3 protein-coding genes are annotated in these 23,532 nt (G+C 43.9%); all 3 read left to right on the forward strand.

Annotation, left to right across the window (positions count from 1 at the left end; genetic code table 11):
* Nucleotide 1 precedes the first annotated feature (1 nt).
* Complete coding sequence (locus tag ACFX4L_RS07255; protein WP_377404469.1) at nucleotides 2-6,472, forward strand: amino acid adenylation domain-containing protein; 6,471 nt, start codon at nucleotides 2-4, stop codon at nucleotides 6,470-6,472.
* Entirely contained in the window at nucleotides 6,469-21,339 is a 14,871-nt protein-coding gene (locus ACFX4L_RS07260; RefSeq protein WP_377404472.1) for a non-ribosomal peptide synthetase, read from the forward strand. The genes ACFX4L_RS07255 and ACFX4L_RS07260 overlap by 4 nt, the downstream gene beginning before the upstream one ends.
* A gap of 1,520 nt (nucleotides 21,340-22,859) precedes the next feature.
* Nucleotides 22,860-23,369, forward strand: coding sequence for a DoxX family protein (locus tag ACFX4L_RS07265; RefSeq protein WP_284470870.1), 510 nt, complete (start codon nucleotides 22,860-22,862; stop codon nucleotides 23,367-23,369).
* Nucleotides 23,370-23,532: the final 163 nt, after the last annotated feature.

The raw sequence follows: 23,532 nt of genomic DNA on the forward strand, positions 1-23,532 counted from the left end.
GATGAGCGACATTATCGATATATACGGATTATCACCCTTGCAAAAAGGGATACTGTTTCATACTTTATATGATCAAGACGATGATCATTCTTTTTCCTACATTGTACAGGTAGATTTCTTACTTGGTGGTCGATTGGATGTCGCTACTTTCGAAAAGGCTTGGGAATACATCATTCACCGACATGAGATCCTACGTTCTGTTTTTGTGTGGGAGGAAGTAGAAAAGCCATTGCAAGCTGTGTATCAACGTCTTCCTTTTACCATTCGTCGAGAAGACTGGAGCGCTCTTCCATGTGGAGAGAGGGAAAAGAAATTACACCAGTTTTTGAATGCTGATCGGAGGCAAGGGTTTTCGTTAGACGAAGCACCATTGATGAGAATCACTGCGATTAAAGAAGCAGAAGAAGAAACGAGAATCATTTGGACACATCATCATATTTTGTTGGATGGATGGAGTGTGTCCCTGGTCTTCAGTGAAGTGATGGAAGTTTATCTCAAGATGATAAAGGGAGAAGCATTCGACCTTCCCAAGTCTCTTCCCTATAAAAAATATATCCAGTGGATTAATAAACAAGATCGAAGTAAAGCTGAGAAATTCTGGACAGTAGAATTAAAAGGGTTTCATGCACCTACGCCATTAGCGATGGAAAGAAGTGACCAGGGGCGGGAGAAGGGTTATGGAGAGAGCGTTTATCGGCTTTCTGAGGAACTGACTGAGACTTTACAAGAGTGGGTGCGAAATAGTCAGCTAACATTAAATACGTTAGTACAAGGAGCCTGGGCTTACTTGATGAGCCGGTATAGCGGCGAAAGCGACATCGTATTTGGTGTTACTAGCTCTGGACGTCCTACTGAATTAGTAGGAGCAGAGAAGATGGTTGGTCTATTCATAAACACATTGCCTAGCCGAATTCGGGTAACGGATGATAATTCAGTAGTGGACTGGCTCCGTAAGATACAGATGAAAGAACTGGAACGGAGACAATACGAGTATAATTCGTTGGTCGATATTCAAGGTTGGAGTGAAGTTCCAAGGAGTAGTGATTTATTTCATACCTTGTATGTGTTCGAAAATTATCCGATTCAAGGAGAGCGCAATGCTGATTTAAGATTACTAGAAGTCCAAAGTGCAGAACAAACAAATTATCCTTTGACGCTCATTGCAATGCCAGGTAAGCAAATCACTTTGAAGTTGATGTATGACCGGCATCATTTTGATGAAGAGACCATTCAGCGGATTCAGGGTCATCTATCGCAAACATTGATCCAGATGACGAAAAGCTCAGACCCAAAGCTATCCGAAATTACCTATTTAACAATGGAAGAGCGGACACAACTGCTAGAGAAATGGAATGATACCCAAGTAGAATATTCATGTGAGAGCATGATTCATGCGTTATTTGAGCAGCAAGTGGAGAAAACGCCAGAAGCGATCGCGGTTATGTATGAAAATGAGCAACTTACCTATAGAGAGCTGAATGAGCGTGCTAATCAGCTGGCCCATTATTTGCAGAAGCGTGGTGTGGGTCCTGAGTCTTTAGTTGGTGTTTATATGGAACGATCCCCGCAAATGATGATAGGGTTGCTAGGGATTCTAAAGTCAGGAGGAGCTTACGTTCCGCTTGATCCTACGTATCCCGAGAGTCGGCTACGCTATATATTAGAAGATGCTAGAATCGAAGTACTAGTGACACAAGAAAAGTTAGAAAAAATAGGTGTATCCGAACAAATCGAAATAATTTGTATGGATCAAGATCGCATTGCGATTGAAAACGAAGAACCGACCGCATGTATAAGCAGTGTAGCAGGAAAAAATTTAGCATACGTCATGTATACTTCAGGATCTACAGGAAAACCAAAGGGAGTGATGATCGAGCATCATTCGGTGATTAATTATCTTGAATGGATGCAACATCAATATCCACTCTCTGAAAGGGATGTGGTTTTGCAGAAAACACCGATCTCTTTCGACGTATCTGTTTGGGAGTTATTTTGGGGTATTAGTGTAGGATCATGTGTTTCCTTCCTGCCACCGGGTGGGGAGAAAGATCCTTCCATAATAGCTGAAGTGATAGAGAACCATCGGGTTACCGTTGTCCAATTTGTTCCCTCGATGCTATCCGTTTTCTTAGAACATTTCGAACATATTGAGTTGAAACGGAAATGTTCATCCGTACGACATGTGTTTTCTGGTGGGGAAGAGCTTAGTCCAGGGTTGGTTAGACGATTTCAAAAGCAGTGGGATCAGGGCGGACAAGTTAAATTGACCAACTTTTATGGACCAACAGAAGCAACCATTTACGTGAATGCATATGACTGTCAACACAGTCAAGAATATGTTTCTATTGGCAATCCGATACAAAATATCCAGCTATATGTATTAGATCAGGATCAACGTTTGCAATCGATAGGGATAGAGGGTGAGTTGTATATTGGTGGTGCAGGCTTAGCACGTGGTTACTTAAACCGACCTGATCTAACTGCTGAACGATTCGTTCCGCATCCGTTTCAAATAGGAGAACGGCTATATCGAACAGGAGATCTAGTAAGATATCTAACTGATGGGAATTTAGAATTTATAGGAAGAATCGACCATCAAGTGAAAATGCGTGGCTTTCGGATAGAGCTTGGAGAAATTGAAGCGACTTTAGAAAGGCATACGTCTATCAAAGAGGCTGTCGTGCTCGTTCGAGAAGATCGCCCAGGTGATCAGCGATTGGTAGCGTATGTGATCAGCGATGGAAATATCCAAAAGTGGCGAGAGTATCTCCAAAACCAATTACCGAATCACATGGTTCCAGCACATCTTGTAGAGTTGGAATATTTCCCGCTTACTCCGAATGGGAAAATCGACCGAAAAGCCTTACCAGCACCGGATGGACAGCCTATGGGAGCCGTTAACGTCCTGCCGCGAACGCCATCGGAAGAGCTCATCGCCTCGGTTTGGAGTCAAGTGTTAGGAATAGAAAATATCGGCATTCAGGACTCTTTCTTTGAACGGGGTGGGCACTCACTACTTGCTACCCAAATCGTCTCTCGATTACAAGAAGCATTCCAGATCAGAATCCCGCTACGCGAACTTTTCAAGTACGATACGGTGGAGGCATTGGCGAAGCGACTGGATCAGTTGTGTAAAGGAGACAAAAAACGAGAGATTCCGCCACTTGTACCTATGGCACGGGAAGAATCCATTCCGCTTTCCTACGCACAGAAACGCCTATGGTTCATTGATCAGTTAACGCCAAATAGTGCGATGTACAATATTCATGCAGCATGCCGACTGGCAGGGAAATGGTCAATTGAAGCATTGGAGACGGGATGGAATCAGTTGATTGAACGTCATGAATCATTGCGGACGGTGATTCAAGAGCGAGAGGGTCAACCGATCCAACAGATTCAGTCGCATGTCTTCAGGCCCCTCCCCCAAATGGATTTAACAATTCTCTCTCTGGAAGACAGAGAAAGAGAGATGAAGCGATTCATTCAAAACGAAGCGGAAGAACCATTTCATTTGGGACAAGGTCCCTTGATTCGAACGCGAATTTTGAAAATGGACAAAGAGGAATGGGTACTCCTTTGCACGATGCATCATATTATTTCGGATGGATGGTCAATGGGAATCTTGCTCGAAGAATGGATGGCTTTTTATGAAGGAGCGCTAAGTGGAAAGCCAGTGGAGCTGAAGAAGTTACCTGTTCAATATGCGGACTTTGCCCTGTGGCAAAAAGAATGGCAAAAAGAAGAGGATCTTGATCAACACCTTCAATATTGGAAGGAAGAATTGCATGGTGAATTACCGGTCTTGCAATTACCGATGGATCGTCCTCGACCTGCTGTTCAAACTCACCGTGGTGCAAGTCAGACTCTGATGTTGCCGTATTTCCTACGGGAAAAGCTCAAGGAGTTAAGTAAGCAAGAAGGAACCACCTTTTTTATGACCTTAATGGCGGCGTATCAAAGCTTTCTTGCTCGTTATACGGGACAAGACGACATCTTGGTTGGAAGCCCGATTGCGAACCGGAATGTTAGAGAGATTGAAGGATTAATTGGTTTCTTTGTAAATACGTTGGTTTATCGAGCTGATTTCAGTGGAAATCCGACATTCCAAGAACTACTGTCGCAGATACGAATAAAAGCACTAAAAGCATACGAGTACCAGGACATTCCGTTTGAGAAAGTGGTAGAAGCCGTAAAACCTGAACGGAATACCAGTCATTCGCCGATTTTCCAGACCATGTTTACCTTACAGAATACGAAACAAGGGTTGCCTCAGCTATCTGAAAGAAACATGGAGATGATGAAAAGTCATACTTCGATTGCCAAATTTGATTTGAGTTTGTTTGCATCGGAGACGGAAGAGGGGCTATTGCTAACTTTTGAATATAATACCGATTTGTTTAATGCTGCAACCATTGAACGAATGGCAGGCCATTTTGAACATTGGTTATCTGAAATTGTATCTCATCCAAAAGATTCTTTAACAAAACTGAATATGCTGCCGAAATCAGAGTATATGCGGTTACTAGAGGAATGGAATGACACAGATGTTGTCGACCTGCGTGAAGAAACGATTCATACATGGTTTGAGGAACAAGTGGAGAAAACGCCAGAAGCAATCGCGGTAGTGTGCGAAGATGAGGAGCTGACATATCGGGAACTGGACGAGCGTTCCAATCAGTTGGCCCATTATCTCCATAAGCGTGGGGTGGGATGTGAATCATTGGTTGGGATCAGCGTTACACGTTCATCCGAGATGATTGTCGGTCTTTTAGGAATCATGAAATCAGGAGGAGCGTATGTACCGATTGACCCTTCGTATCCGGAGAGTCGATTACGGTATATTTTAGCGGATGCTCATATCGGAGTACTGGTGACACAGGAAAAGTTGCAGCAAAAAATGACGTTACCGGAATCCGTTGACATGATTTGTATCGATCGTGATCGAGCGGCGATCGAACAGGAAGTAACGACTGCATGTACGAGTGAAGTGACAAGCGATAACCTAGCTTATATCATCTATACCTCAGGATCAACGGGTAATCCTAAGGGAGTGATGATTGAGCATCGGAGTACGTTGACGATGATCCATTGGGCACATCAAACCTATTCCCGACAGGAATTAGCTGGAGTGCTGGCTTCAACTTCCCTATCCTTTGATCTATCGGTTTTTGAAGTGTTTGTTCCATTGACGATGGGTGGCAAGGTGATTGTAGCTGAAAGTGCTCTTCATCTGGACAAGTTGTCTACGAAGGATGTGACTTTGGTCAATACTGTACCATCAGCTGCGAAGGAACTGGTTCGGGCAAATACAATCCCTTCTTCGGTAAAGGTGATGAATTTGGCTGGAGAACCGTTGCCGCAGTCATTAGTCGAGCACTTGTATGAGGGTAGTCCAATTGAAAAGGTGTACAACCTGTACGGTCCATCCGAAGATACTACTTATTCCACTTATATGAAGGTAGAAAAGGGTGTCAGGTACAAGGTACCACCGATTGGCAGACCCATCTCTAACACGGAAGTATATGTCCTCAGTGCAAACCAGCAAATGGTACCGATTGGTGTAGCCGGTGAGCTTTACATTGGGGGATCAGGCTTGGCGCGTGGCTACTTAAACCGCCCTGACTTAACAAATGAGCGTTTTATCCCGCATCCATTTAAAGAAGGGGAGCGAGTATATCGGACGGGGGACCTTGTAAGGTACCTGCCGGACGGGACTTTGGATTATCTCGGTCGGATCGATCATCAAGTGAAGGTCCGTGGATTCCGGATTGAGCTAGGGGAGATTGAAGCGACGTTACAAAGCCATTCATCGGTTAACGAAGTCGTTGTGATGGTACGCGAAGATCATCCGGGTGATCAGCGTTTGGTTGCCTATGTAGTGGGAGAAGAAAATGCTCATGATTGGCGTGATTATCTCAAGACAAAGTTACCAAATTACATGGTTCCGGCACACTTTGTCGGATTGACAGCCTTCCCGCTCACCCCAAATGGGAAAATCGATCGGAAAGCCTTACCTGCACCAGAGCGCAAGGGAGCAGAGGGGGGGTATGTTGCCCCTCGTACACCTACGGAAGAAGCAATTGTTTCGATATGGCATCAAGTTTTAGGCACGGAAAATATCGGGATTCATGATTCTTTTTTTGAACTTGGAGGCCATTCATTACTCGCTACACAAGCTGTTACTAGCCTGAAAGAAGCCTTTGGAATTGAGTTACCACTGCATGATTTATTTACGTATACTACGGTGCAGGAATTGGCAGAACGGGTTAATCAGTTGCGCTTTAATGGAAATGAGCAAGCGCAGAATGATAGTAAGGAGAATGTAAGTTTTCAAGACTATATTCAAAAAGAAGCAGCAGCGAGTAATGATGAAGAGTTACTTGAACTTCTTAAGCAATTGGAAGAGTTATCAGAGGAAGAAGCGCAAGGTATATTCGAGAGCAACTTGGTTGAGGAAGGGGTAAAAAAATGAGAAGTGATTTACTTGCGAAGCTGGATTCGCTTTCTCCTGAGAAAAGGGAGTGGCTTCAGAAGCAGATGCAAAAAAAGGAGAAAGAAACGCTTCCGTTGTCTTATGCACAACAACGTTTATGGTTTATGGACCGATTTAACCCAAACAGTTCATTATATAATATTCCGACAGTATGGCGTCTGAAAGGGCATTGGCTACCCGGAGCATTGGAAAAGGGATTAAATCGACTCATTGAGCGTCATGAATCATTACGCACCGTTTTTAAGGAAGTAGGAGACCAACCGGTACAACATATTGTGGAATATCTTTCTGGAAAACTACCTGTAGAGGATTATTCTCACCTTCCTCTGGAAGTAAAGGAAAAAGAGATAGAGAGTTTGATTGCAAGAGAAGCGCAGGAGCCATTTGATTTAATGAATGGCCCTTTGATCCGTAATCAACTGGTTCAATTAGGGAAAGATGAATGGTTATTGCTATGTACCATGCACCATATTATTTCTGATGCGTGGTCCATCGGCATATTGATCAATGAATTGCTTGCCTTCTATGAGGAGGAAACGAGTGGGAAGCCTGCTGGACTAAATACGCTATCGATTCAATATGCCGACTTTGCGAAATGGCAAAAGCAGTGGTTGCAGGGTGAAGTGTTGGATCGACAACTCACGTATTGGCAGGAAGAATTGTCCGGTGAGCTTCCTATACTCCAACTGCCGTTGGATTGCCCTAGACCGGCTACGCAAACGTACGCTGGGGACACATGTCGTGTGATTCTACCTCACACATTACTCAGTGCATTGAAGAATTTAAGTCAGCGAGAAGGATCCACCTTATTCATGACCTTAATGGCTGCGTATCAGAGCTTTCTTGCTCGTTATACGGGGCAAAATGATATTCTCGTCGGAAGTCCGATTGCGAATCGGAATCATAAAGGAGTAGAGGAATTAATCGGCTTCTTTGTTAATACGTTAGTCTATCGGGCAGATCTGAATGGGGCTCCTACGTTCCGGGAGATTTTGTCTCAGATAAAGAAAAAGGCGTTGAAGGCGTATGAATATCAAGATATTCCGTTTGAAAAAGTGGTAGAAGCGGTACAACCTGAACGGAGCACTAGTCATTCGCCCATTTTCCAGACCATGTTTACGCTACAGAATATAAAACAAGAACGATTAGAGCTGTCTGGGAGAAGTTTGGAAATGTTAGAAAGTAATATCTCCATCGCGAAATTTGATTTGAGTCTAACCGCGTATGAGGTGGAGGAAGACCTACATGTCACTTTTGAGTACAATACAGATTTATTTGACAGTAGAACCATTGCAAGTATGGCGGGGCATTTTGAAAACTGGTTGAACGAAATCGTTCATCATCCAGATGAATCATATACAAACCTGACGATGCTATCGGACACAGAGCAGAAGCAGCTCTTGGAAGAATGGAATGACACGGATGCAGTTTATGCACATGAGAGCATGATTCACGAACTGTTTGAGCAGCAGGTTGCGCGTACACCTGAAGCGGTGGCGGTAGTATATGAAGGTGGACAGCTGACGTATCAAGAACTCAACGAGAAAGCGAACAAAATGGCACATTATTTACAAAAACGGGATATAGGTCCTGAATCATTGGTCGGGATATGTGTCGAGCGTTCACCCGATATGATGATTGGTCTCTTAGGAATTCTCAAAGCCGGCGGGGCATATGTCCCGCTGGATCCGAGTTATCCCGAAAATCGCCTGAGATACATATTAAAGGACTCACAGATCCAAGTGCTTTTAACGAAGGAAGCGCTACAAGGTTGGTTGCCCGATGGGATCCAAGCGATTTGTTTGGATCGGGATCAAGCAGCGATTTCTAAAGAGAGTGGATTGACGCCAGTGAGTGGAGTGACAGCAAAAAACTTGGCGTATATCATTTACACTTCGGGTTCGACAGGGAATCCAAAGGGAGTGATGATCGAACACCACTCGGTTATCAACCGATTACAGTGGATGCAAAAAAACTATCCATTATCTGAACAGGATACGATTCTTCAAAAAACGCCGCTTTCGTTTGATGTCTCTGTCTGGGAATTATTTTGGTGGTCATTTGTAGGAGCACGTGTTTGTTTACTTCCGCCGGGTGGAGAGAAGGATCCTGCAATGATTGAGGAGTGCATTGAGCGATATCATGTGACCACGATGCACTTTGTGCCGTCGATGTTATCTGTATTCTTGGATTATATGGAACAATCCAAAGCGAAAAAGGACGTATCGTCTTTGTGTCAGGTTTTCACTAGTGGAGAAGCGTTAAATTCCGAACAGGTTCGCCGGTTTAAGGGTGTATTTCATGATTTTCAGCAAACGAAGTTAAGCAACTTGTATGGTCCTACCGAAGCGACTGTAGATGTTACTTACTATAATTGTGATTTAGAAAAAGAACTGATGCTCATTCCAATTGGTCGTCCGATTGATAATACCGAATTGTATGTATTGGATCAAAACCAACAGGTGGTACCGATTGGTGTGGCTGGGGAACTTTACCTTGGTGGTGTAGGCTTGGCACGTGGTTACTTCAATCGTCCAGAGTTAACTGTTGAACGTTTTATTCCGCATCCATTTAAGGAAGGGGAGCGACTCTATCGGACCGGGGACCTGGTGAGGTATCTGAATGACCGCAACTTGGAGTATATCGGAAGAGTAGATAATCAAGTGAAAATCAGAGGCTTCCGGATTGAGTTGGGAGAGATTGAAGCGGTCCTACATGATCATCCATCTGTGAAAGAGGCTGTCGTGCTGGTAAGAGAAGATCGTCCAGGAGACAAGCGGTTAGCAGCATATGTGGTGGGTGAAGGAAACACTGGAGAATGGCGCGAGCACCTTAAGGCGCAATTACCGAATTACATGGTCCCGGCATACTTTGTCGAAATGGAAGCGATGCCCCTCACTCCGAATAGCAAAATCGATCGCAAAGCCTTACTGGCATTGGAAGGACAGTCCGTGAGTGCCGATATTGTCTTGCCGCGGACACCAGGGGAAGAGCTCATCGCGTCTGTATGGAGTCAGGTGTTAGGCATAGGAAATATTGGTGTTCAGGCTTCCTTCTTTGAACTTGGTGGCCACTCGCTACTCGCTACCCAAGTTGTCTCACGTTTACAAGAAGTCTTCCAAATCGAACTACCGTTGCGTGAACTATTTGAGTATTCAACGGTGGAGGCGCTGGCGAAGCGACTGGATCAGTTGCGTAAAGGAGACAAAAAACGGGAGATTCCACCGCTAATGCCGATGGAACGGGGGGATGCGATTCCGCTCTCTTATGCCCAACAGCGCCTGTGGTTCATCGACCAATTCACGCCCAATAGTGCACTTTATAATATACCGATGGTTTGCCGTCTTACAGGGAATTGGGTACCCGAAGCATTGGAGAAGGGATGGAATCAGCTGATAGAACGTCATGAATCTTTACGGACGGTGTTCCATGAAGTGGATGGTCATCCTGTGCAGCAGATTCAACCGCATGCTTTTCGGTCCCTTTCTCAAATGGATTTAACTATGCTTTCTCCGGAAGAGCGAGAATCGGAAGTTAAGCGTTTGTTGCAGCAAGATACAGAAGTGCCATTTGACCTAGAAGAAGGCCCACTGATTCGGACAATCCTCTTGCGAGTGGGAGAAGAGGAATGGGTCCTCCTCTGCACCCTGCATCATATCGTTTCGGATGGATGGTCGATGGGAGTCCTACTTGAAGAATGGATAGCTTTCTATGAGGAAGCAATGGGTGAGAAGGCAGCGGAACTTGAACCTTTACCAATCCAATATGCGGACTTTGCTCAGTGGCAAAAGGGATGGTTGAAGGAAGAAGTACTTGAACAGCAACTCCACTATTGGCAGGAAGAATTGTCTGGTGAGCTGCCCTTGCTACAACTGCCGATGGATCGCCCTCGTCCTGCGGTACAAACCCATCGCGGATCGACACACACTGTGTTGCTGTCACGTTCATTACGCGACAAACTGAACGAAATCAGTCGTCAAGAAGGATCGACTCTCTTCATGACCCTGTTGGCTGCGTATCAAAGCTTCCTCTTCCGTTATACAGGACAAGAAGATATTCTCGTCGGAAGCCCAATTGCGAATCGTAATTACAGAGAGAGTGAAGGATTAATCGGCTTCTTCGTGAATACGCTGGTCTATCGGGCTGACCTGAGTGGTACACCGACCTTCCAAGATATATTGTCTCAGGTGCGTCAAAAGGCACTGAAAGCATACGAATATCAAGATATTCCATATGAAAAAATTGTGGAAGTTGTGCAGCCCGAGCGGAGTACAAGTCATTCTCCGATCTTCCAGACGATGTTCATCTTACAAAATATGAAACAAGAGCTTCCGGTTTTGTCTGGTAGAAGGATCAAAATGATAGAAAGCCATAGTCCGATCGCGAAGTTTGATTTAAGTGTTATGGCAGCAGAGACGGAAGAAGGATTAATGTTCGCTTTTGAATACAATAAGGATTTATTTGATGTTTCAACCATCGAACGAATGGCAGGACATTTTGAGACATGGCTAAATGAAGTTTCTCATCATCCACAAAAACCGTTGAATAGTCTTGGTATGCTATCCGAATTTGAGCGTGATCTGTTATTAGAGACATGGAATGACACCGCAATGGAAATGTCCCAAGTGGGTCTTATTTGCGACGGATTTGAGGACCAAGTAGCACGACGTCCCGGTGCGATTGCAGTGGTCGATCAAATGAGAGAGTGGACCTATGGTGAACTGGATGCGCGAGCAAATCAGTTGGCACATGTTTTGCAGAGAAAAGGGGTTGTTCCTGAATCAGTTGTGGGCGTTTACCTCCCGAGATCGGCTGAGCTCATGGCAAGTTTACTTGGCATATTAAAAGCTGGCGGGGCCTATGTCGTCCTAGATCCGTTGTATCCGAAATCACGGTTACAATACATGATTGAAGATGCAGGGATCCAAATCGTGGTGACGACAGCAGCGCAAGAAAGCCTTTCAGAACAGGTCGAAACGGTGAGATTAGAAGAAATGACAGATGAAAGCTTGATCGCACCGAAGCGGCGGGTGAAACCCGAGCATTTAGCATATATCGTCTACACCTCTGGCTCCACAGGAAAGCCAAAGGGTGTCATGGTCGAATATCGGTCATTGATGAATATGGTTTCTTGGCATCAAGCGGTATACCAAATTACAGCACAGGATCGTGCGACTCAGATTGCGGGGATTGCCTTTGACTCAGCTGTCCAGGAGATATGGCCTTATCTCACTGCTGGTGCAGCACTATACCTATCAACAGAAGAGTTGCGGATCAATCCAGAGGCTCTAAGAGATTGGCTCATTGATTCACGGATCACGGCTAGCTTTGCGCCTACACCTATACTCGAAAGACTCTTGAAATTATCTTGGCCAGAGAAGACGGATCTCCGTTTTATCATTACGGGAGGAGATCAGTTAACACAGTATCCATCTGAACAAATCCCTTTTGCAGTGATTAATCAGTATGGTCCATCGGAAAATACCGTCGTTGCCACTGATTGTTACGTGCCTGTAGGAATGTCAACAGGTACTCCGTCTATTGGTCGGCCGATTGCGAATACAGAAGTTTACGTGTTAGATTCTCACCTTCAGCCGGTGCCGGTGGGTGTGATTGGAGATCTCTATATCGGAGGAAAGAGCCTTGCTCGCGGCTATGCCAATCGTCCGGAACTCACAGAGGAAAAATTCATTCTGCATCCGTTCAAGTCAGGGGAACGTCTCTATTACACCGGGGACAAAGCAAGTTATCTTCCTGGAGGTGATCTCCAATTCCATGGTCGTATGGATGACCAAGTAAAAATTCGTGGTTTCCGGATTGAACTGGGAGAAGTTGAAGCAACGCTGCAGGCGCATTTGTCTGTGAAGGAAGCTGTTGTCCTGGTGAGAGAGGATCATCCAGGAGACAAGCGATTGGTAGCTTATGTAGTTGGTGAAGGAAGTGTTCATGAATGGCGGGAGCATCTGCTAACACATTTACCGAATTACATGGTTCCGGCACACTTTGTCGAGATGGCATTTTTACCACTCACACCGAATGGAAAACTCGATTTGAAAGCATTACCTATGCCTGATGAACCATCTACTGAAAATACCGTATACCCAAGAACTCTGATGGAAGAGCTCATCGCTTCGGTATGGAGTCAAGTACTGGAAATAGAAAATATTGGTTTTCAGGATTCGTTCTTCGAGCGAGGTGGACACTCGCTACTTGCTACGCAAGTTGTCTCCCGGTTAAAAGAAGCATTACAAATCGAACTGCTAGTGCGTGAACTGTTTGAGCATACAACGGTGGAGGCGTTGGCGAAGCGACTGGACCAATTGTGTAAAGGAGACAAAAAACGAGAGATTCCATCGCTTATACCGATGGAACGGGGAGAAGCCATTCCGCTCTCTTATGCCCAACAGCGCCTGTGGTTCATCGACCAATTCACGCCCAATAGTGCACTATATAATATGCCGATGGTTTGCCGTCTTACAGGGAATTGGGTACCCGAAGCATTGGAGACGGGATGGAATCAGCTGATAGAGCGTCATGAATCTTTGCGGACTGTGTTCCATGAAGTGGATGGTCATCCTGTGCAGCAGATTCAACCGTATGCTCTCCGGCCCCTTCCCAAAATGGATCTAACTACGCTTTCTCCGGAAGAGCGAGAAAGAGAAATGGAACAATGGATCCAAAACGAAGTCGAAGCGCCATTTGACTTAGGACAAGGTCCGTTGATTCGTGGGCAAATCATGCAAATCGCTGAAGAAGAATGGATTCTTCTTTGTATGATGCATCATATTATCTCGGATGGCTGGTCGATGGAAATCTTGCTCCAAGAATGGATGGCATTCTATGAAGATGCGGTTGGCGGCAAACCAGCAGAACTCGCACCATTACCGGTACAATATGCTGACTTTGCCCAATGGCAAAGGGAATGGTTAAAAGAAGAAGTACTTGATCAGCAGCTTGCATATTGGAAGGAAGAGCTGTCTGGCGAATTACCAGTCTTAATGTTGCCGATGGATCGTCCTCGTCCTGCGGTGCAAAAACATAGCGGATCGACACACACTGTGTTGCTGTCACGCGCGTTACGCGACAAATTGAATGAACTTAGCCGTCAAGAAGGATCGACGCTCTTCATGACCTTACTGGCATCGTATCAAAGCTTCCTCTCGCGTTATACAGGACAATCGGATATTCTTGTCGGAAGCCCGATTGCAAATCGGAATTATCGCGAGATTGAAGAATTGATTGGTTTCTTCGTCAACACGTTGGTTTATCGGGCTGATCTGAGTGGCGCACCAACATTCCAAGAGTTGTTGTCTCAGGTACGGACAAAAGCATTGAAGGCGTATGAGTACCAAGATGTTCCGTTTGAAAAGATTGTAGAAGTCATACAACCCGAGCGAAGTATAAGTCATTCTCCGATCTTCCAAACCATGTTTACCATGCAAAACACGAAACAAGAGCTACCAGAGCTTCATGGAAGAAGTTTAGAAGCGATGGAAATTCATGCTTCGATCGCCAAGTTTGATTTGAGTTTAAGCGCCCTAGAGGTGGAAGAGGGTTTGGTCCTTTCTTTTGTCTATAAGACTGATTTATTTGACGTTGTAACTATCAGACGCATGGCTGAGCATTTTGAAAACTGGTTGAATGAAATCGTGGAACATCCTGATAAATCACTGACGAAGTTGACGATGCTATCGGAAATGGAGCAGCAGCTGCTAGTAGAGTGGAATGATAATGCTGTAGCGTACCCAAGTGAGAGTGTAATCCATAAACTGTTTGAAGATCAAGTGGATCGTACACCTGACACCGTGGCGGTGGTGGATGAAAATCAGCAGTTGACGTATCGAGAGCTGAATGAGAAAGCAAACCAATTAGCCCATTATCTCCAGAAATGTGGGATTGGGGAGGAGGCATTGGTAGGGCTTTGCTTCCAACGTTCAGTTGAGATGATTGTCGGTCTCATGGGAATCTGGAAAGCTGGGGCAGCCTATGTTCCGTTGGATCCATCGTATCCAGAAAGTCGCCTGCGATATATTCTGGAGGATACAGGGATTCAAGTATTGGTCACGAACGAAGCATTAGAAGGGTGGATACCTGAAGAAGTCGAAGCAGTTTGTTTGGATCGGGATCAAGCGATGATCTCGCGAGAAAGCACCCTTTCACCAATATGTAAAGTGACAGGAGAAAACTTGGCATATGTGATCTATACTTCGGGTTCGACCGGGAATCCAAAAGGGGTTTTGGTACAGCATCATTCGGTATTAAATCTATCCTATGGTTTACAGAAAGAGGTTTTTTCGCATAAGACACCTGTTAACATGCGCGTTGGTCTAAATGCCTCAATCGCCTTTGATTCATCCGTTAAACAATTACAAATGCTTTTGTATGGTTCTAGTTTGTATATTATTTCAAACGAAGTTCGCAGTGATCCTCAACAGTTTGTATCTTATATTCGAGAGAATAAGTTGGAAATGTTCGATACGACCCCTTCATTACTCCAATTACTCATAGATGGCGGGTTGTTAGAAACAAACGATGGTGTTCATGTTCCAAGCAAGGTACTGGTCGGTGGCGAATCAATTGTACCGTCACTGTGGGAACAATTAGTAGATGCTGACAAGGTCCATTTTTATAACGTGTATGGTCCTACGGAATGTACTGTCGATGCGACATGCTATCGTATCAAAAAAGAGAGTAAGCGGGTTACCATTGGGCGTCCGTTGCCGAACGTTCAAGCCTATGTATTGGATGAGAATTTGTTACCTGTTCCAGTTGGTGTAACGGGTGAACTTTATATCGGTGGAGCAGGCCTAGCGAGAGGATACTTGAATCGTCCAGAGTTAACGTCCGAACGTTTTATTCCTCATCCATTCAAAGAAGGAGAGAGGCTATATCGAACAGGAGATCTCGTGAGGTACCTTCCTGATGGTAACTTGGATTATCTAGGAAGAATGGATAACCAAGTAAAAATTCGAGGATTCCGGATTGAGCTTGGGGAAATTGAGGCAACCTTACAGGAACATCACTCGGTAAAAGAGGCCGTTGTGATGGTGAGGGAAGATCAGCCAGGAGATAAACGATTTGTAGCCTATGTAGTGGGTGAAGGGCGTAAAGAAGAATGGCGCGAGTATCTCAAAGCAAAACTGCCAACCCATATGGTTCCCGCCTACTTTGTCGAGATGGAAGAGTTACCACTGACCCTAAATGGAAAGATTGACCGGAAATCTTTGCCTGTGCCAGATCGTCAAGGGACAGAAGGAGGCTACGTGGCTCCAAGAAATGAGCGTGAACAAATACTTACGGTGATTTGGGGACGTGTGTTAGGTACAAAAACGATTGGCATTCATGAAAACTTTTTTGAAATCGGTGGAGACTCGATTCTCAGCATTCAGATTGTCTCCCGCGCGAAGCAAGTAGGTTTGCAATTGACACCGAAGCAAATGTTTGAACACCAAACGATTGCCGAGTTGGCGCAAGTAGTCAAAGAAGAGCAGGGTGTACAAGCGGAGCAAGGAGTTGTAACTGGAGACCTGATTCTTACACCTATTCAGCAATGGTTTTTTGAACAAAATCATCCCAACCCACACCATTGGAACCAATCCATGTTTTTTAGAACAAAAGAGCGACTGGATATAGCATTACTGGAGAAAGCTGTGCGTAACCTTCTGATTCACCATGATGCCTTGCGTTTAAGATATGAACGTTTACCGGATGGAGCTTGGAAACAGCGGAATGAAGGAATTGAAGAACAATCGACGCTGACCGTGATTTCATTAGAAGAAGTGCCACAAGCAGAATGGCATCAAGTAATTCAAGCGGAGATTGACACTGCACAAGCAAGCGTACACTTACACGCAGGACCGCTAATGAGAATGGTGTATTTTGATGAAGGCGAGAAGAGAGCCGGCCGATTATTCTGGGTGATTCATCACTTAGCAGTGGATGGTGTTTCTTGGCGGATTTTACTGGAGGATCTGCAAACGGCGTATAATCAAGCGAGCCATGCTCAGATGATCCAATTACCTACAAAGAGTACATCCTTTAAAGCGTGGTCGGAGAAATTGCATCATTACGCTGAAGCTGGGATTGTGCAAGAAGTGCGTGATTACTGGGAGCAGCAATCCGAACAAGAAGTGGCTATGCTACCAATGGATACCACCCTCGAAGTTCCAGCAAACACAGGAACCGAGGAGATTACCGTGGTGCTGGATGAGAAAGAGACCCGTGCGTTATTGCAAGAGATTTCAAGCACTCATCGTGTCCAAATCAATGAAGTGCTATTGACAGCATTGGTACAGGCTACGGCAGCATGGACAGGTCATACGACGCTGACCGTGGATTTGGAGGGTCATGGCCGGGAAGAGATCATCGAAGACGTTGACCTATCAAGAACCGTGGGATGGTTTACAAGTATCTATCCTGTTCACTTGAATATTACAGGTGCTAACACGCCCACCGCAGCATTAAAAGCAGTCAAAGAACAAGTGCGCCAAATTCCTAATAAGGGCGTTGACTATGGGATTTTGCGGTACTTGAATCCAGCGATGCGTGAGCGATTCCAGTCTCGAATCACTCCGTCCATTAGTTTTAACTATCTTGGACAATTTGACCAAATGTTCTCTGACGATGCAATGTTTGCTCCGGAGACCGGGTTTACGCGCTTAGATCATGCTCCTGGTTCCAAGCGATCACATTTGATCGATGTAATCGGGATTGTAACCGATGGAAAACTTCATTTCACTTGGGTGTACAATGTTGGACAGTTTGCGAAGTCGACCATTCAAAGTGTTGCAGAGAATATGCTCCATCAACTGAGTGGATTGATTCATTCTTCGGGTGGAGAATCTACGCTGACCGTTTCGGATTTTGCGATCGCAAATCTCACCCCAGCAGATTTGAACAAAGTACTATTTAAGATGAATCGTGGAAAGAATTATCCGATTATCGACCTGTATCCGCTATCACCTTTGCAGGAAGGCATGATCTTTCATACGCTGCATGATCAAGGGGATGAACATTCCGCGCCGTATATGGTGCAATTAAGTTTCCTGTTTAAAGGGAAATTGGATATCCTTACTTTCGAGCAGGCGTGGAAATCGACGATCCAGCGGCATGAGATCTTTCGTTCGGCATTTGTGTGGGATGAGATTGAAAATCCTTTACAAGTGGTGTATGCACATATCCCATTTAAGCTGAATGAAGTGGATTGGCGTGCGCTGTCTGCTGAAGAAAAAGAGGAGAAACGAAAAGCCTTTTTGGCGACGGATCGAAAACAAGCCTTTCTTTTTGATGAAGCGCCACTGATGCGGGTGACTGTCATTCAAGAAGCGGAGGAAGAATATCGGGTTGTTTGGACGCATCACCATATTTTGTTGGATGGATGGAGCCTGCCACTGGTCTTTAACGAATTGCTTACAGTGTATCAGAAGAGGATAAAAGGAGAGGCTGTGGATTTACCTAAGTCACCGCCATTCAAGAAATATATTCAATGGCTGAAAGAGCAGGATCAGGAGCAAGCGGAACAATTCTGGAGAGAGAAACTCAGAGGCTTTACAGCGCCAACCCTGCTTGGGTTAGAAAGTAAGGAGCAAGAAAAAGGTTACACAGGGAAGGTAACTTATTTATCAGAAGAGCAAACCCAAGCGTTACAAAACTGGGCCAAGCGCAATAGGCTCACTTTGAATACCGTAATTCAAGGTGCGTGGGCGTATCTCATGAGCCAGTATAGTGGAGAAGATGACATTGTCTATGGTGTAACTAGCTCAGGACGCCCTACGGAGATTATTGATGTTGAAAACATTGTAGGTCCTTTTATTACCACATCACCGACGCGAATTCAGTTGATAGATGATATAAAAGTAATGGATTGGTTGCAGAAGATACAAGAGGAAGAGATAGAAAGAAGACAATATGAATATGCTTCTTTGACAGAGATTCAAGGATGGAGTGAAGTTCCTAGAGGAACCCCGCTGTTCCATAGCTTGTATGTGTTTGAAAACTACCCAGTGAAAGGGGAGTCTTCAGGAAATCTAGAAATTGGTGAGCTGGAAGGAGTAGAGCAAACTCATTATCCATTGGGATTGACAGTTGTTCCAGGAAGTCAGTTGTCGTTAAAGTTGAAGTATGATCGTAGCAAGTTTAATGGCCTAACCATTGAACGGATGCTGGGTCATTTAAGCCAGGTGTTAAAGCAAATGATCGAGAACGTTGATCAAACTCTGTCGGAGCTGGTGTATGTTACGGAAATAGAACAGAAACAACTACTGGAAGAATGGAATGATAATGCAGCAGCATATCCACGTGAGAGTGTGATCCACAAACTGTTTGAAGATCAAGTGGATCGTACACCTGACACGGTGGCGGTAGTGGATGAAAATCATCAGTTGACGTATCGAGAGCTGAATGAAAAAGCAAACCAATTGGCCCATTATCTCCAAAAATGTGGGGTTGGGACCGAATCATTGGTCGGGCTTTGTTTCCAACGTTCAGTTGAGATGATTGTCGGTCTCATGGGAATCTTGAAAGCTGGAGCAGCTTATGTTCCGTTGGATCCATCGTATCCAGAAAGTCACCTGCGATATATTCTGGAGGACACAGGGATTCAAGTATTGGTTACGAACGAAGTATCGCAAGGTTGGATACCTGAAGAAGTTGAAACAGTTTGTTTGGACCGGGATCAAGCAATGATTTCGCAAGAAAACACGCTTTCACCAATATGTAAAGTGACAGGAGAAAACTTGGCGTATGTTATCTACACTTCAGGTTCGACCGGGAATCCAAAAGGGGTGTTGGTGCAGCATCATTCGGTATTAAATCTATCCTGTGGTTTACAGAAAGAGGTTTTTTCGCATGAGACACCTGTTAACATGCGCGTTGGTCTAAATGCCTCAATCGCCTTTGATTCATCCGTTAAACAATTACAAATGCTTTTGTATGGTTCAAGCTTGTATATTATTCCGAACGAAGTTCGCAGTGATCCCCAACAGTTTGTAACCTATATCCGGGAAAATAAGTTGGAAATGTTCGATACGACCCCTTCATTACTCCAATTACTCATAGATGGCGGGTTGTTAGAAACAAACGATGGTGTTCATGTTCCAAGCAAGGTACTGGTCGGTGGCGAAGCAATTGTACCGTCACTGTGGGAACAATTAGTAGAGGCTGACAAGGTCCATTTTTATAACGTGTATGGTCCTACGGAATGTACTGTCGATGCGACGTGCTATCGTATCAAAAAAGAGAGTAGGCGGGTAACCATTGGGCGTCCGTTGCCGAACGTTCAAGCCTATGTATTGGATGAGAATTTGTTACCTGTTCCAGTTGGTGTAACGGGTGAACTTTATATCGGCGGAGCAGGCCTAGCGAGAGGATACTTGAATCGTCCAGAGTTAACGTCCGAACGTTTTATTCCTCATCCATTTAATGAAGGGGAACGGTTATACCGGACGGGAGATCTAGTCCGCTATTTAGCTGATGGCCATTTGGATTATCTGGGAAGATTCGATAATCAAGTGAAAATCCGTGGCTTCCGGATTGAGCTTGGAGAGATTGAAGCGAATTTAGAAAGTCATCCATCGGTGAAAGAGGCAGTAGTCTTGATAAGAGAGGACCAACCAGGAGATCAGAGATTGGTTGCCTATGTGGTGGGTGAAGGAAGTATGCATGAATGGCGTGAGCATCTCAAGAGACAAGTACCGAATTATATGGTTCCTGCACACTTTATTAAGGTAGACGCGATTCCGCTTACAACAAATGGGAAGGTTGATCGAAAGGCACTGAACAGCTTAACGATTCAAAGAGAAAGTACCTTTTCTACACCAATCATCCCACGGGATGAAATCGAGTATCAGCTGATTACGATCTGGCAGGATTTGCTACAGATAGAAGATGTCCATGTAAACGATGATTTCTTCAATTTAGGGGGTCACTCTCTCCTTGTAATCAAATTGATTTCAAAGGTCAGAGAGAAATTTGGAAAAGAGATTAAGGTGTCCGCACTGATTAAGAACCCGACAGTGGAAGGGATCGCTTATCTCATCCGTGAGAATCATGGTATGGCAAAATCGTTATCGGTTCTGGTTCCACTACAAGAATCAGAGAAAAGACCTTTCTTCTGTGTTCATCCGTTTTTGGGTAATGTATTCTGTTACATTCAGCTAGCAAGGTTACTCAAGGATCACTGCTCATTTTATGGTCTACAGAATCCTCTCGTAGAGAAAGAAGGAATGAACGGGTTGACTTTATCGGAAGTAGTTCAACTCTACATCGAGGAAATGAAGCGCGCTCAGCCAGAGGGGCCGTATCGTCTGGGAGGATGGTCTCTTGGCGGTGCCATCGCCTATGAAATCGCAACTATGCTACGGAACCAGGGAGAAGAAGTTGAGGTGTTGGTACTCATGGATACCAAGGTGCCTTCAGAACAGGATTACAAGACTGAGGATGAAATGCTATCTTATATATTGGAGCATTTCAACCATTTAGAGCTAGTGAAGCAGGAAGAAGAGCTCGTCCATCAACAGGACATGCTTGTTGATCAGTTGATCGCGGAAGGAGTGCTCCGGCCCGATGCGGATCTTACGAGTCTAAAGCAGATTACCGATGCTCACAGGAAGTGTCTAAATTTAATGGCAGAACATATTTTAACGCCATATTTTGGGGAGGTCATCTACTTCAGTGCTGAAGAAGGCAGAGAGTTGTTCACGGATTGGAAGCCGTTATTACAGGGGAAAGTGAATAAACATTCGGTTCCAGGGCCGCACGAGGAGATCGTCTTCTCCCCAGCAGTGGAAAAGATAGCCAAAAATCTCGTAAATGAGTTTGAAGGGAGCGTAACTCAGATTTCCAGGTGAAAGAAAATATTTTTGGAAAAGAAATTTTCTTGAACAAATTCAATCTGCCAAAGATATTTTAGAGAAACACTCATCCTGAAAGAATTGTAGTTCAAGGTGGAGATTGCAGCGTTGACTTAGTTTCATTTTCTTATTTGGAATCAAAAATATGATGAAGTTACCCTAATCTAGGCGGATGAACATCCGGATGTTGACCAACCAGGACAGTTTGGAAACCACCATGTCCATGTGGTTTCCAATCTAATGGTGCCAGATTTCTTAAGAAGCCAAAAATGTTGATTTATCTACGATGTATAAAATCATGCATAATCGATAAAAAACAGACAAGAGCCAAACCTTTAAATACATAAGGATTTGGTTCTTTGGCGTACTTCTGATAGTTGATTTTATGTAAACAGAGTTTATATAAAGAAATAGGCTCTTTTCGTAAAGATTGTTGTTTTTAAAACGAAACTATTTAAGGTTGATGGGAGCAGCGGGACAGGTGAGACCCCACAGGCGTTTACGCCGAGGAGGCTCACCGCCCGCCCCGCGGAAAGCGAGCATCTGGAGGGGAAATCAACCACAACTCACTACCTGGTAAATAGCAACAAAGTATGTGAAAACAGCCAAGAAATAAAAGAACTCGTTAAGAAGGAATTCTTCCAACGGGTTCTTTGTTTGTGTATTTCCTTGAATTTATTAATGATGCTTAAAAAAATCTCAAAACCCTTCTCATCCAATAAATATTATAATCTAATTGATTAAGGGCAGGCTTACTAATTAAATAGAACAGCTTCTTTAATTTTCATCCTCTTTTTACTTGCTTACCTTTTATTCAAAATTCTTTATTCCTCAATTTAAAAAGTATATTTCAACCTCTTAGCGAGAAATTGCGGTGTAAAACATATCCTTATGTAACCACTTTACAATTGGTTTCGGTGCATTACTTTATGGTTTCAGCAAGGCCGGAAGTCTTGGATGGTCAGGTATAAAGGTACTAAGTACGTTTGCTGTAGGCATCTTAGCTCTTGCACTCTTTTCATGGAAGTATAAAAGCTTAGATCCATAAAAAGAGATTGAAAAATCTGATAAACTTTATTTAAATGAGTGGGAGAAATTATTCTCAAAAACTTTCACTCTTTTCAACTAACGGATGCATTAGTTGCATAAGATATGAGTTCTCCAAAGATCTTATGCTTAGAAACTACGGAGTTTTATTTTCCAAAAATGAATCTTCGTGCGATATTTCCGTTTTTTCGTCTAGACCAAGATTAGTGCTGTTCAAACTAGCCATCAATCACCCGTTCGCAAAAGTACACATTTGCGAACGGTTTTTAAGAAGGTATGAATAGAAAAAGGGTTTAGAATTAAACATTATAAGGCCTTTAATCCTCGGTTATTAACATAGAGGATGTTTTTTAAATTTACTACGGGAGTTTTTTTACAAATCTTTTTAAAAGTGATAATGATATTCGTTTTCAATTGTGTTATTATAATTTTGGAAATTATATTTTTTATTACTTATTGGAGGAAACAACATGTTTATTGATGTTTTAAGACAAAACCAGAAAGTCTCAATACTTTTGGCAGTGTTACGTGTATATCTTGGATATACATGGTTAAGGGCTGGATGGGAGAAAATAGCAGGCGGACAGTTTGATGCTTCCGGTTTCTTGAATGGAGCATTAGCACAAGCAACTGGAGAGCATCCGGCGGTCCAGGGATGGTGGGTTGTCTTTCTAGAAAACCTAGCCATTCCTCATGTAGAACTATTTAACACATTTGTACCTTGGGGAGAATTACTAGTCGGGATAGGTTTATTGATAGGTTGCTTTACTAAAACAGCCGTATTCTTTGGCCTTGTTATGAATTTTTCTTATTTGTTTAGTGGTTCGACAAGTACCAACACACAACTAATTTTATTATCTATGTTCATTCTTGTTTCTGCTTTAAATGCAGGAAGATTTGGAGTGGATGGTCTGTTGATGGCATCTCTTAAAGACAAACTATTTGCTAACAAAACGAAAGTGCTGAAAGATGCAGTTTAGTTTTTAGAACACTCGAAAGATCGCTGGTATAGGCGGTCTTTTTTGTCACTGTTCTTAGATTTATGGCCATAAGACGCTAATACAGCTTTAAGTTAGGACCAATACAAGTCTTTATCTACGTTCATGTTTCTAGTGTTGATATCCAAATATATCCCTTTTTCAG

Source organism: Peribacillus sp. YIM B13482 (genome assembly GCF_042787975.1).
Classification (GTDB): domain Bacteria; phylum Bacillota; class Bacilli; order Bacillales; family DSM-1321; genus Peribacillus; species Peribacillus simplex_A.

Excerpts from the sequence above, each read along its gene's own strand:
- ACFX4L_RS07255 (WP_377404469.1), top strand. The coding sequence starts at position 2 with ATGAGCGACATTATCGATATATACGGATTATCACCCTTGCAAAAAGGG.
- ACFX4L_RS07260 (WP_377404472.1), top strand. The coding sequence starts at position 6,469 with ATGAGAAGTGATTTACTTGCGAAGCTGGATTCGCTTTCTCCTGAGAAA.
- ACFX4L_RS07265 (WP_284470870.1), top strand. The coding sequence starts at position 22,860 with ATGTTTATTGATGTTTTAAGACAAAACCAGAAAGTCTCAATACTTTTG.